The sequence below is a fragment of the Amycolatopsis sp. NPDC041971 genome (genome assembly GCF_055588925.1).
Map to the genome: position 1 here is coordinate 191,318 of NZ_JBVJCE010000017.1, position 12,748 is coordinate 204,065.

General features: G+C 69.5%; 12 protein-coding genes. 8 read left to right on the forward strand and 4 right to left on the reverse strand.

Annotated features, from left to right (window positions below; translation table 11 throughout):
- Positions 1–139: 139 nt before the first annotated feature.
- Entirely contained in the window at positions 140–727 is a 588-nt protein-coding gene (locus ACZ6DT_RS30030; protein WP_465601587.1) for a TetR/AcrR family transcriptional regulator, read from the reverse strand.
- Between the two features lie 93 nt (positions 728–820).
- On the opposite strand from ACZ6DT_RS30030, the gene ACZ6DT_RS30035 reads away from it, so the two are divergent.
- Positions 821–1,477 carry an FMN-dependent NADH-azoreductase gene (locus ACZ6DT_RS30035; RefSeq protein ID WP_465601590.1) on the forward strand — a complete coding sequence of 219 codons (657 nt, stop codon included), beginning with the start codon at positions 821–823 and terminating at the stop codon, positions 1,475–1,477.
- Complete coding sequence (locus tag ACZ6DT_RS30040; RefSeq protein ID WP_465601593.1) at positions 1,477–1,791, forward strand: DMT family transporter; 315 nt, start codon at positions 1,477–1,479, stop codon at positions 1,789–1,791. Before ACZ6DT_RS30035 ends, ACZ6DT_RS30040 begins: the two co-directional genes overlap by 1 nt.
- A 63-nt stretch (positions 1,792–1,854) precedes the next feature.
- On the opposite strand, the gene ACZ6DT_RS30045 is transcribed toward ACZ6DT_RS30040, so the two are convergent.
- Positions 1,855–3,861 (reverse strand): prolyl oligopeptidase family serine peptidase, encoded by a 2,007-nt coding sequence (locus ACZ6DT_RS30045; RefSeq protein WP_465601596.1) that lies wholly within the window; start codon positions 3,859–3,861, stop codon positions 1,855–1,857.
- A 106-nt stretch (positions 3,862–3,967) separates the two neighbouring features.
- On the opposite strand from ACZ6DT_RS30045, the gene ACZ6DT_RS30050 reads away from it, so the two are divergent.
- Genes ACZ6DT_RS30050 through ACZ6DT_RS30060 form a run of 3 tightly spaced genes read left to right on the forward strand, consistent with a single transcriptional unit; the run spans position 3,968 to position 5,858 of the window.
- Positions 3,968–4,900 carry a neutral zinc metallopeptidase gene (locus ACZ6DT_RS30050; protein ID WP_465601598.1) on the forward strand — a complete coding sequence of 311 codons (933 nt, stop codon included), beginning with the start codon at positions 3,968–3,970 and terminating at the stop codon, positions 4,898–4,900.
- On the forward strand, positions 4,897–5,379 hold the full coding sequence (locus ACZ6DT_RS30055; protein ID WP_465601601.1) for a hypothetical protein: 483 nt from the start codon (positions 4,897–4,899) through the stop codon (positions 5,377–5,379). The genes ACZ6DT_RS30050 and ACZ6DT_RS30055 overlap by 4 nt, the downstream gene beginning before the upstream one ends.
- 47 nt (positions 5,380–5,426) lie before the next feature.
- The gene (locus ACZ6DT_RS30060) at positions 5,427–5,858 is read left to right on the forward strand and encodes a CBS domain-containing protein (RefSeq protein WP_465463504.1); all 432 of its coding nucleotides are present in this window, start codon (positions 5,427–5,429) and stop codon (positions 5,856–5,858) included.
- Between the two features lie 81 nt (positions 5,859–5,939).
- On the opposite strand, the gene ACZ6DT_RS30065 is transcribed toward ACZ6DT_RS30060, so the two are convergent.
- On the reverse strand, positions 5,940–7,502 hold the full coding sequence (locus tag ACZ6DT_RS30065; RefSeq protein WP_465601603.1) for a DUF4139 domain-containing protein: 1,563 nt from the start codon (positions 7,500–7,502) through the stop codon (positions 5,940–5,942).
- 82 nt (positions 7,503–7,584) lie between these two features.
- Here ACZ6DT_RS30065 and ACZ6DT_RS30070 point away from each other — a divergent pair, with 82 nt between their 5' ends.
- The 3 genes from ACZ6DT_RS30070 (at position 7,585) to ACZ6DT_RS30080 (ending at position 11,623) form a co-directional block, all read left to right on the forward strand.
- Positions 7,585–9,396: a Xaa-Pro dipeptidyl-peptidase gene (locus tag ACZ6DT_RS30070; protein WP_465601606.1), complete on the forward strand. Its 1,812-nt coding sequence runs from the start codon at positions 7,585–7,587 to the stop codon at positions 9,394–9,396.
- A gap of 155 nt (positions 9,397–9,551) precedes the next feature.
- A complete protein-coding gene (locus ACZ6DT_RS30075; protein WP_465601609.1) occupies positions 9,552–10,406 on the forward strand; it encodes a M23 family metallopeptidase in 855 nt (284 codons plus the stop codon).
- A 152-nt stretch (positions 10,407–10,558) separates the two neighbouring features.
- The gene (locus ACZ6DT_RS30080) at positions 10,559–11,623 is read left to right on the forward strand and encodes a DUF4192 domain-containing protein (RefSeq protein ID WP_465601612.1); all 1,065 of its coding nucleotides are present in this window, start codon (positions 10,559–10,561) and stop codon (positions 11,621–11,623) included.
- On the opposite strand, the gene galE is transcribed toward ACZ6DT_RS30080, so the two are convergent.
- Positions 11,598–12,551 (reverse strand): UDP-glucose 4-epimerase GalE, encoded by a 954-nt coding sequence (gene galE, locus ACZ6DT_RS30085; protein WP_465601728.1) that lies wholly within the window; start codon positions 12,549–12,551, stop codon positions 11,598–11,600. The two genes, ACZ6DT_RS30080 and galE, sit on opposite strands and share 26 nt — an antisense overlap.
- Positions 12,552–12,748: the final 197 nt, after the last annotated feature.

The following is a 12,748-nucleotide window of genomic DNA, read 5'->3' on the forward strand; positions in this document are numbered from 1 at the left end:
GGTCCGCGTGCGGTAGGCGCGGTTGCCGTAGCGCTCCATCGAGCACCAGCGGCGATGGTGAGCCGGATGTCGGTCAGGGAGCGGTCAGCGGGCGGCAAAGACGGTCGTGGTCTTCCCTCAGGAGCGGCTCGCCGGCTGATCAGGTCAGCGCTCGCCGTGCCTGCTCGGCCAGCGCGGCGGTGATTCGTTCGGTGCTCAGGCCGAGCTCGCGCGTTTGGTAGAGGAACACGTCCGCGGCCAGCGGTGCCAGCAGGATGTCGGCGAGCACGTCCGGATCCTTCGCGTTCGCCTGCTCGGCGAGGAGACGGACGTGGGTGTGCCACAGCCGGTACGGGCCGGTGGTGAACCGCGAGTGCCCGACCTCGGTGCCGAGGACGAGATGCGAGTGCCGGGCGAGCAGCTCGATCATCGCCGCGTAGAAGGCGGCCAGGCGGTCGGCAGGCGGCGCGCCGGGGCCTAGCGGGGGAGGGCCGGTGAGCAGTCGCTCTTGGAGTTCCCGTTCGTGTTCGTCCAGCAGGGCGACGGCGATCGCCGAGCGGTCCGGGTAGCGGCGGTACAACGTGGCGCGGCCGACCCCGGCCGCCTTGGCGATGTCCTCCATGGTGACGTCCGCGGCCGGGCGCGCCGCGAAGAGCTCTTCGGCGGCCGTCAGGATCTTCGCGCGGTTGCGGGCGGCGTCCGAGCGTTCCCGTCCCGAGTTGTCCGCGAGCAGGTCTTCCGTCGGCATGTCCGCAGCCTAGGGAATATCCGGACACGGCGTCCACTTGTACCTGGCGAAGCAAGTGGACGCCGTGTCCACTTCCTGATCCGGGAGGCCCCGATGAGCCACCTTCTCCACCTCGACTCCAGTGCCCGCGGCGCGTCGTTCTCCCGCGAGCTGAGTGCTCGTTTCGCCGAAGTCTGGCGTGCCGCGAACCCGGGCGCGGGCTACACCTACCGCGACGTGGCCGCCGATCCGGTGCCGCCGATCGGCCGGGCCTGGACCGAGATCTGCGACGCCCTCCTCCGGAACGGGATCACCGACCCGGCCGGCTACGCCTCGGTGGTGAAGACGCCGGGGCAGCGCGAGGCGTGGGCGATCATCGAGCCGCTGCTGGCCGAACTGCTCGCCGCCGACGTCGTGCTGATCGGGGCCCCGATGTACAACTTCTCGATCCCCGCGACGCTCAAACTGTGGATCGACCAGGTGACGTTCCCGAAGATGTCCTTGGCGGGCAAGGCTTTCGTAGTCGTGGGAGCGCGTGGTGGCACGTACCTGCCGGGCACGCCGCGGGAGCCGGTCGACCATCACGAGCGCTACCTGCGTGACTTCTTCGCCGGGCACTACGACGTCCACGACGTCACGTTCCTGCATTCCGAACTCACGAACGCTCTCGTCGACCCGCGGCTGAGCCCTCGTGATCCCGACCGGATCGCTTCGCGGGAACAGGCGCTCCTGGACGCCGAAAAACTGGCCTCGGCCGCGAAGGAAGCCTAATGGGCTGGGGAATTCTGCTCCTGGCGGGAGTCGTCGAAGTCGCCTGGTCGCAGAGCATCAAGCCGACGGAAAACTTCACCCGGCTCTGGCCGACAGTGTTGTGCTTCGTGCTCGGCGTCGCCGCGGTCTACCTGCTGTCGAAGGCGATGGACTCGCTTCCGGTGGGGACCGCGTACGCCGTGTTCACCGGGATCGGCGCGGTGGGCGCGATCGTGTTCGGCATCGTGATCCACAAGGACCCGCTCAGCTTCGGGCGGTTCGCGGCGATGGCGCTGATCGTCGGAGGGGTGGTGCTGGCGAAGGTGGCGGGGTGAGCCGAGTGTCAGGAAAGGGTCGTTCAGGACGAAAGCTGTCCTGAACGACCCTTTCCTGACACGTCAGGCGAGCTTCTCCCACAGGAATTCGAGCAGCAGCGCCCATTTGAACGCCAGTTGCTCGTTGTCGGCCGCCGCGCCGTGCCCGCCCTCGATGTTCTCGTGGTACCGCACGTCGTGTCCTTGCTCCCGCATCCGCGCGACCATCTTGCGCGCGTGGGCGGGATGCACCCGGTCGTCCCGGGTGGAGGTGAGGAACAGGACCGGCGGGTACTCGCCGTCACCGTGGACGTTCTGGTACGGCGAGTACTTCCCGATGAAGTCCCATTCGCACCGGTCGTCGGGGTCGCCGTACTCGGCCATCCACGACGCGCCCGCGAGGAGTTTGTGATACCGCTTCATGTCCAGTAGCGGCACCTGGCTCACGATCGCGCCGAAGAGATGCGGGTAGCGCGTCAGCATGACACCCATCAGCAGCCCGCCGTTGCTGCCGCCCTGGATGCCGAGGCGGGCGGGTTCGCTGATGCCGCGTTCGACGAGGTCGGCGGCGACGGCCGAAAAGTCCTCGTACACCTTGTACCGCTTGGCTTTGGTCACCGAGGTGTGCCAGTCCGGCCCGTACTCGCCGCCGCCGCGGATGTTCGCGACGATGTAGGTGCCGCCGCGCGAGAGCCAGCCGCGGCCGATGACGCCGCTGTAGCCGGGGGTCAGCGAGACTTCGAAGCCGCCGTAGCCGGTCAGCAGCGTCGGGCCGTCTTCAGCGCCGGAGGGGCGTACGACGAAGTACGGGATCTTCGTGCCGTCTTCGGAGGTCGCGAAGTACTGCGAGACCGTCATGCCCTCGCTGTCGAAGAACGAGGGGGCGCGTTTGAGGACCTCGACCTCGCCGCCGACGTGCCCGTAGCTCAATGTCGACGGCTGGGTGTAGCCGCTGGAGTCGAGCAGGTATTCGTCGCTGACATCGGGGTCCGTGCCGGTGATCTGTGCGGAACCCAGTTCCGGGGCGCCGGCGAGCGGCTGGGAGCTCCAGCCGTCGGAAGGCGTGAGCACTCGCAGTTCCGTCCGGACGTCGGACAGCGTGGAGAGCAACAGGTGGTTGTGCGTCCAGGCCCAGTACTCCAGCGACGTGTGCGCGTCCGGGGTGAAGAGGGTCGTGAAGGTGCGCTCACCCGCCATGAAAGCGTCGAATCCGGAGGCGAGCAGGGTTCCGGAGGGGTAGGTCGTGCCTTCGACGGTCCAGTCCGAGCGAAGCCGGATCAGCAACCACTCGCGGTGCGAGGACGTCTGCGCGTCTTCGGGGACTTCGATGCGTTCGAGTCCGCCGGGCGTCCGGAGATACCGTTCCGTGCGGTAGAAGTCGATCGAGCGGTAGACGAAGTCGCGTTCCCAGCCCTCGGTCGGGTCGTGGTGGGCGGACACCGAAACGTCGTCGGACTTGCCCTCGAAGACCACCGTCGCCTCTTCGAGCGGGGTGCCGCGCCGCCATTCCTTCGCCAGCCTCGGATAACCCGAACTGGTCAGCGACCCGGCCCCGAAGTCGGTGCCGATGTAGACGCGGTCGCGGTCGATCCAGCCGATCCGGGTCTTGGCCTCGGGCACGAAGAACCCGTCTTCGACGAAGCGGCGCTCGTCGACGTCGAACTCGCGGACCACGGTCGCGTCGGCGCCGCCCCGCGACAGTTCGACCAGCGCGCGCTGATAACCCGGCCGGAGGACGGCCGCGCCCTGCCACACCCAGTTCTCACCGTCGGTTTCGGCCAGCGCGTCGACATCGAGCAGGAGCTCCCACTCCGGCGTGTCGAGCCGGTACTGCTCCAGGGTGGTGCGGCGCCAGAGACCGCGGGGGTTGGCCGAGTCCTGCCAGAAGTTGTACAGGTACTCGCCGCGGCGCCGGATGTAGGGAATCCGGTCGTCGGCGTCGAGGACCTCGCGGACCTCGTCACGGATCCCGGCGAACCGCTCGCCGCCCGCCAGCTCCTCCAGAGCTTCGGCGTTGCGGGCTCGCACCCAGTCCAGCGCTTCTTCGCCGGTCACGTCTTCCAGCCACAGGTACGGGTCCTCGTCACTCATGCCGACAGTCTCGCCGTGGCCCCGGTCCCGGCGCCACCAGGTGCGGTGTTTTCGCTGACCTGCCGGTACTCCGTATGCTGTGGGCTCACACGTTTGGGGGACGACCATGACCGGCACCGACGAGATATCCAGACCGTTCGCGCCCTCGCCGAGTCGTCCCGAAAGCCCCCGCAACACAGGGACCGCCGTGGTCGGTCTGCTCGTCGCCGCCGCATTGACCACCACCGGGATGGCGATGGCGGGCGGGCCGCGGAAGATCGACGGCCAGGCCCTCCCGGCGTCCGGCGGGTATGCCTCGGAAGTGGCCAGGGCTCCGGCCGGGAACGCGAAACCCGCGCCCGCGGAGGTGCGGGAACTGGAGACGAACCCGTTGCTGGCCGATGGGGTCGTGCTCGGCGCGGTCACCTGCCGTCTGCCCGCGATCAGCCGCGAGCCCGCGAAGCTGGAGACCTACTACAAGACGTTCGTGACGTGCTTGGCCGAAGCCTGGAAGCCCGCCTTGGACCAGGCGAACGAGCCCGCGCTGACGGTGACCGTGCAGGTGACGCTGCCCGAGACCAGCGCCTGCGGGAAGGCGCCGGGCGAGAACGAGGCCGTCGCCTACTACTGCGGCGGCGACACCACGATCTACGCGCCGACCGAGTGGATGCTGGGCGACGCGGGCCTCGAACGGTCTCGTCACCTCGCGACGATGGCCCACGAATACGGGCACCACGTCCAGCGGTCCAGCGGGATCCTGTCGGCGGCCGCGGAGAAGATGTCGTCGCCGGAGGAGAACTCGCCCGCCGACAAGGAACTGGTCCGCCGCATCGAACTGCAGGCGAACTGCTTCGGCGCGCTCGCCCTTTCGGCCGCCGCCGGACGCGGATCGATCAGCAGGTCGCTGGCCAACGCGGCCCTCGACGACTACGGCCGCACCGACGACAGCGACACCCACGGCAGCCACCGTAACCAGCTGAAATGGGCGAAGGCCGGCTTCTCCGGGAAGACGACGTCGGCGTGCAACACCTGGGCGGCCCCGGCCTCGGACGTCAAATGACCGACGACGTGATGGCCGAGATCAACACCGGCCTCCAGTTGCACATCTCCGGTGATCGCGACGGCGCGCGCGAGAGGTTCGCGGCGCTGTGGGAGCGGATCGGCGAGGAGGGCGACCCGTTGCACCGGTGCGCGCTCGCGCACTACATGGCCGACGTCTGCGACGACCCGGCCGACGAACTCGCCTGGGATCTTCGCGCGCTCGCGGCGGCCGATTCGCTCACCGACGAACGCGCCAAGGAGTACCACGCGACGCTGGCGGTGCGCGGCTTCTACCCGTCGCTGCACCTGAACCTCGCCGAGGATTACCGCAAACTCGGTGATCACGAGTCCGCGAAGGCCCAGTGGGAGCTCGGGCGGGGCACCCTCGGCGCGCTCGGCGACGACCCGTACGGCACCGGGATCATCCAGGCGTACGACGCGCTCGCGACCAGATTGGGGATGGAACCGGACGCTCCGGACTTTCGCGCGGGGCGGTGAAGCCATAACCTGGAGTGACTCAGGTCACCCATCCGGGAGGAGCGCGTATGCGGATTTCCGATCTGTTGCGGAACAAGGGGGCGGCCGTCGCGACCGTCTCGCCGGAGACGAACGTCACCGAACTGCTCGAGAGACTCGCGGAGCACAACGTCGGCGCCCTGGTGGTCGTCGACGACGAGGGCGGGATCGTCGGGATCGTCTCCGAACGGGACGTGGTGCGGCGGCTCAACGAGCGCGGACCCCAGCTGCTCGACGGATCGGTGGCCGCGATCATGACGAAGATGGTCGCCAGCTGCACCCCCGAAGACTCGGTCGACCAGCTGTCGGTCCTGATGACCGAACGCCGCATCCGGCACGTCCCGGTCGTGGTGGACGGCAGGCTGGCGGGGATCGTGAGCATCGGCGACGTCGTGAAGACCCGGATGGAACAGCTGGAGAAGAGCCAGGAACAGCTGGAGGCGTACATCTCGCAGGGCTGATCTCGGTCCGGCACGAGCCATGAACGGTCCGTTCCTTGCAAATTTCGCAAGGAACGGACCGTTCATGGCGTTCCCGGGCGGCTACTCTCGCCACCCCGACAGCTCGACACCCTTCGCGACGTCCACCCGGTACCCGAGCGTCACGACCCCTTTCGCGCCCGGAGCGAGCGTCAGCCGCCAGGTGAACTCGCCCAGCTCGGTCCGCTCCACCGGCTCCGGCACGGTGCGCAGGTCGCGGACGGTGATCGCGTCGTCCCGGGAGACCGGCGCCTGATCCAGCACGGTCACGACGGCTTCGCGCGGGCTGTGGTTGACGATCGTCGTGGTGTAGGCGGCCTCTCGTTTGCGGACGCCGGACAGCGTCGCCTTGCTCGCCGAGCGGTGCGTGAGTTCCCGGTCGACCCGGATCCGGTCGTCCACGCCGAGGGCGAGTTCGAGTTCCTCACCCGGCGCCCAGACGTCCAACCGTGTGGTGCCGACGAACTCCGTCTCGTGGAACACCGACGCCTTACCCGGCCGCAGCGTGTGCTCCGAGGTGTTGACCACGGTCGCCCGCAGGTACGCCTCCGGGGACACCGCCGGAGCGGTGACGTAGCCCAGCTTCGCCGTCAGCTCCAGTTGCGCGAGCGTCGTGCGGTGGCCCTGGGCCCCCGACGGCACCGCCACCGGACGTCCCGGCCGGTAGGTGACCGCGGTGGTGCCCTGTTCGACGGACGCGGTCCGCATCGCCATCGCCGGCGCGGGTGCCGACATGCCCACCGACTCGGGGATCCCACCGCCCGCGGGCGAGGCGCTGCCGTACGGGGCGCGCGTCATCAACGGCTGGACCGGCCGGACGCGGTCGAGGAACCACGGTTCGAGTTCCGGTACCTCCACCGTGTTCGCCGGCCGCGCGGTGGACAGGGCCAGCTCGCATTCCGGCCAGTCCTCACCGGTGTGCTGGGTGATCCGCCCGTACCAGGTCACCGCGACGTCTTCGCCGCGGACGCGGACGTCGTAGCCGGGTTCCCAGCTCGCGTTCGCGACCACATAGGACAGTTCGAGGCCGATCTCCGCGCCGTTCTCCCGGCTCTCCAGTTCGATCGTGACCTTCGCGCTGTCCACTTCGGACATGCCTTGTTTCGCCTCGATCTCCCGGTCCAGCGCCTTGAGGTCGTCACGGAGCCGGGCGAGGCGGATGCCGAGTTCGCGGCGCTTCCCCAGCGCCTCGGCCAGCTGCGCGCCGAGCGCGTCGGTGACTTCGGCGACCCGGTGCGGCTCCGCCGTACCCGCCGCGAGCGCCTTCGCGAAACTGCCGTCGCTCCGCTTCGCCACTCCGGTCAGTAGATCGACCTTCGTGGTCTCCGCGGCGACAGCGTCCGCGACCTCGTCGATCACCGCCTGATCGGCCCGCCGCCGTTCGGTCAGCGCGCGCAGGGAAGCGTCCGCGGGCGCGGGATGACGCTCGACGGCGACGTCGACCCCGGCGATGACCGCCGGGCCGGTCCCGGTGACGCGGACCGAATCGGTGTCCAGGTTCCACGGCAGTCCCACGAAGGCGAAGCGCGTTTCCCCGTCCAGGCCCGCCGAAGCCCGCCTCGTGATCCGGGCGTGGTGCGGATAGACGGTGACGGCGACGATCGGTGCTTCCAGGGTGCTCGGCATGCCCCCGACGTTAGTCTCTTGACACCTGTTCGGGTGGCCGGAAACCTCAGCTGCGTCTTGCCCGCCCGCCCTTGGGGGTCACGTGAGAGTCGCCAGGCTCGCCGCCTTGTTCACCGCCGTCCTGGTTCTTCCAGCGACCGCCCTGCCGGCTCAGGCCGACGCGCCACCGACGCCGGTCTTCTCCGGCGGCCAGGCGCAGCCGGTGTTCGACCCGGCGGACGTCATCCGGGAGAACGTCTGGGTCACCGCGCCGGTCGACAGCGACGGCGATGGCAAGGACGACCTCGTGCACGCCGAGGTGGTGCGGCCCCGCGCGACACAGCAGGGCATGAAGGTCCCGGTCGTCTACCAGGCCAGCCCGTATTACGCGGGCGGCAACGACGTCGCGAACCACAATGTCGACGTCGAGCTGTACGTGCCCGGCGCGAAGCGCGCCCCCGCGGGCCCGCGGATCGCGACCAAGACCGTCGGCCCGAGCGCGGCGCCGATCGGCTGGCGCTACCAGGATTACTTCACCGCCCGCGGTTTCGCCGTGGTGTACGGGGAGTCGCTCGGCAGCGGCCAGTCCACCGGCTGCCCGAGTACCGGTGACGTCAACGAGACCATCGGCGCGAAGTCCATCGTGGACTGGCTGAACGGCCGCGCGACGGCTCGTGACGCGGCGGGCAAGGCCGCCGTCGCGGACTGGAGCACCGGCAAGACCGGCATGATGGGCGTCTCCTACAACGGGACGCTGCCCAACGCCGTGGCGAGCACGGGCGTCGAAGGGCTGGAGACGATCGTCCCGATCGCGGCGATCTCCAGCTGGTACGACTACTACCGCAACGACGGCGCCGTCGTCGCGGCCGGCGGTTTTCAGGGCGAGGACGCGGACGTGCTCGCGGATTACGTCTACACGCGCCAGGACCGCGCCGTCTGCCGCCCGCTGATCGACAGCATCGCCGTCGACCAGGACCGGGTGACCGGTGACTACAGCCGGTTCTGGGACGTGCGCAACTACCGCAACGACGTGAACAAGGTGCGCGCTTCGGTGCTCGTGGTGCACGGCCTCGGTGACTGGAACGTCAAGACCGACCAGGGCACCCGCTGGTATGAACTGCTCAAGCGGCACGGTGTCGAGCACAAGATCTGGCTGCACCAGGCCGGGCACGCCGACCCGTACAGCCTCCGCCGCGACGTCTGGCTCGCCACCCTGAACAAGTGGATGTCGCACTACCTCTACGACGTGGACAACGGCGTCGAGCGCGAGCCGAAGGCCACCATCCAGCGTGAGGACAAGTCGTGGGTGGACGAGCCGGAGTGGCCACTGCCCGGCACCCAGGACGTGAAGCTCTACCCGTGGCCCGGTGGCTCCTCGAAGGGCAAGCTCGACACGCGCAACGCCGTTCCGGGCAAGGCCGCCGTCGAGAAGCTGGCCGACGACGCGAGCAAGACGATCGAACAGCTCGCCGCCGCGACGTCGTCGGGCAACCGGCTGCTGTATTCGACCACCGCGGCGAAACAGCCCGTGCGCCTTTCCGGAACCGTGAAGACCGACCTGTCGCTGTCCTTCGACAAGCCGGCCGCGAACGTGACCGCGGTGCTCCTCGACCGTGCTCCGGACGGGACGGCGAAGGTGATCACCCGCGGCTGGACCGACCCGCAGAACCGGCGCGACCCCGCCCGCACCGACCCGATCACCCCCGGTGAGAACTACAAGGTCGAGGTCGAGCTGGTCGCGAAGGACTACCTGCTCGCGGCCGGGCACAAGATCGAGTTCCTGGTGGCCTCCAGCGACCACGACTACACGCTCCGGCCGAAGCCCGGAGCCGGTGTCTCGGTGGAGTTGAACCGGACCTCGCTGGTGCTGCCGGTGGCAGGTGGCAAGCCCGCGCTGCGCGCCGCTTTCGGCTGAGCGAGCCCCCTTCCGGATGCCACGTCCCGCGCGGGACGTGGCATCCGGCGTTTCCGGGTGGAAAAACACCCACCCGGCCTCGGACTTGTACGGAAAATGTATTTCTCCCGGCTTTGCTTCGACCTGTCCGGCTTCCCCACCTGATGGAGGTCTCCATGTCCAGGTTGCGCCGTTTCGCTGTGCTCGCCGCGGCCGCCGTTCTGCCCGCGCTCGGCCTGACCCTCGCCGGTACGACGCAGGCGTCGGCCGCCCCGAACTTCCAGGTCCCCTTCAAATGCGGCGTCACGGTCACGGCGGCGACGTTCAGCGGGCACAGCCCGGCGAACTCGGTCGACTTCCAGAAGTCGGGGATCACCGGGATGCCGGTGCTGGCGTCGGCGGGCGGCAAGGTCACCCGGGTCGCCAACGAAGGCAGCACGAGCTACGGGCGCTGGGTCGAGATCGACCACGGCAGTGGCTGGACCACCCGTTACGCCCACCTCTCGACCCAGTCGGTCTCGGTCGGCCAGTCCGTCAGCCTCGGCAAGCAGCTCGGCACGGCCGGGGCGACCGGCGGCGTGACCGGCCCCCACCTGCACTTCGAAGAGCGGCTCAACGGGGTCGCGCAGAAGGCGAAGCTGAACGGTGTCGCGGTGCCGTACTACGGCCACACCAACTTCACCAGCAAGAACTCGTGCGGCGGCAACCCGTACGAGGCCACCGAGGTGTGCGGCAGCGGATTCTCGGTCGTCGATTCGCAGGGGCTCGCGAACGGTGCGGGAACGGCCTACCTGCTCTACAACGCCTCGACCAAGGCCAACTGCGTCACCACGCTGAAGGCGGTCTCGCTCGGCACCGCGTCGCCGGTGTCGGCGTTCCTCGAAGTCCAGGGTTCCGCTCGCGTGACCGACTCCGGCAGCTTCACCTACTACGCCGGACCGGTGAAGAAGACGGCCGACGCGACCTGCGTCAAGTGGGGCGGCTCGGTCGGGCCGAACGCCTACGAGAGCCCGTTCGAACACTGCGGCTGAACCCCGCGGGGCCGGGCACTGTAGACCACCCCGCCGACAGGATCAGCGTCCCCGCGCCCCCGTCCCGCGGCGGTTGTCCACAACGGTCCCGGCTGTCCACAGATGTGTCCCGCCCCCACCCAGCGGCCCCATTCCCGCCGCAGGGTGGGGGCATGACCACATCCACCCCGACCGGCAGGACCACGGTCGATCTGACGGATCCGGCGGACCTGCTCGCCGTGATCCCGTACCTCCTCGGCTTCCACCCCGAGGACTCCGTCGTCGTCTTCGGCCTGCGCGGCCCGGGACGCAAGCAGCAGGGTCTCGTCATGCGCGTGGACCTGCCACCGCCGGGCCTGGAACACGACCAGGCGCGTGACCTGGCGGTCAGGCTCGCCGTGACCGGGCACACCGGTGCCACCGTGGCGGTGGTCGGCGGCGGCGTCGCGAACAAGGCGGGACGGCCACCGCGACGCCGGTTCATCCGGCGCCTGGAAGCTTCGCTGGCCGAGTACGACATCTCGCTGAAGCATTCGGTGTGGGCGCCGCGTATCGCCGCCGACGTTTGCTGGGGCTGCTACCGGGAAAGGACCTGTGGCGGTCTTCTGCCGGACCCGCGCGACTCGGTGGCCGCCGCGGTCGTCACCGGCGCCGGGCAGGTCACGCACGCGAGCCGGGACGAGCTCGAGCATCTCTTCGACCCCGTCGCGCCGGAGACGCTCGCCAGACGTGCCGATCTCCTCACCAGGATGGCCGATCCGCCGTGGCGAGGCGGAGATCTCGTCGGGGCGGGAATCGACGAGGTGAACGCCGCGCTCGCCCGCGCCGACGCCGGCGACCTGACGGTCACCGACGATCAGGCCGTCCGGCTGGCCTGGGCACTTTCCCTGGTCGAGGTCCGGGGCGCCTGCATGCTCACCGCCGCGCCCGCGGATTCACCACTCGCCCGCACGGCGGAGGAGCTTTGGCTCACGCTGGCCCGGGAACTCCCGGCGCCGGAAGCGGCCGAGGCGCTGGCGCTGAAGGCACACGCCGCCTACGTCCGCGGCGACCTGGCGACCGCCGGGATCGCCCTGGTCAGGGCCGGCGAAACCGACCCCGAACACGGGCTGGCCAAGTTGCTGACCAGGGCTCTGAACACGATGGTGGAGCCGTCCGAAGTGGCCCGGGTGGTCCTGCGGCAGCGGGCCGAAGAAACTCCCGAGATCCGCCTCAAGCGGTCTGGCGGGACCGGGTGAACGCCCAAGCGTCGGCCACGATGCCGTCGAGTTCGGTGCGCTCGGGCTTCCAGCCGAGTTCGTCACCCGCCCGCTCGCTGGAGGCCACCAGCACCGACGGGTCGCCCGCCCGGCGCGGCGCGACCACGGCGGGGATCTCGTGACCGGTGGTGCGGCGGCACGCCTCGATCACCTCGAGCACGGAGAACCCGGTGCCGCTGCCGAGGTTGTAGACGCGGTGCTCGCCGTCGGCAGCGTGGCGCAGTGCCAGCAGGTGCGCGTCGGCGAGGTCGACCACGTGGATGTAGTCGCGGATGGCTGTGCCGTCGGCGGTCGGATAGTCGTCACCGAAGATCTGGATCCGTTCGCGGTCCCCGGTGGCGACCTGGAGCACGAGGGGAATCAGATGGGTTTCGGTGGCGTGCCGCTCGCCGAAGGAGCCGTAGGCACCGGCGACGTTGAAGTAGCGCAGGCTGACGGCGGCGATGCCGTGGGCGCGCGAGAACGACGTGATCGCGTGGTCGATGGCCAGCTTCGTCGCGCCGTAGGTGTTGGTCGGCCGCGTCGGCGCCGTCTCCGGGATGGGGGAGGACTCCGGTTCGCCGTAGGTGGCCGCGGTCGAAGAGAACACCAGCCGCTTCGTACCATGGTCGCGCATCGCTTCCAGCAGGCGAAGCGAGGTCAGAACGTTGCCTTCCCAGTACTTCGCCGGATCCGTCATCGACTCGCCGACCAGCGACTTGGCGGCGAAGTGGAGGACACCGTCGAAGCCGTCGCCGAGAAGGCGCTGAGCGACCTCGGCGGCGTCACCCTCGACGAAGGTGGCGTCCGGGTGCACCGCGTCGGCGTGCCCGGTGGAGAGGTCGTCGACCACGGTGACGTCGTGCCCGGCCTCGATGAGGCGGGCCGCGCAGACACTGCCCACATAACCGGCTCCGCCCGTCACCATCAGCTTCAGGGTCTTGGTCGGTTCGTCGGTCACGTTCGCGCCTTTCTGCTGCGGATGCGGTCGCGGCCCAGTGTCCTCGCCCCCGGGCACAGGGCACGCCCGGGGGTGCGGGTGTGGTCCGCGGAATCCGGCCTCGGCGTGTTCGCCCTTCGAACACGCGTGTTCCGTCCCCAAGCACGCGTGTCCCGCGCCTGGAC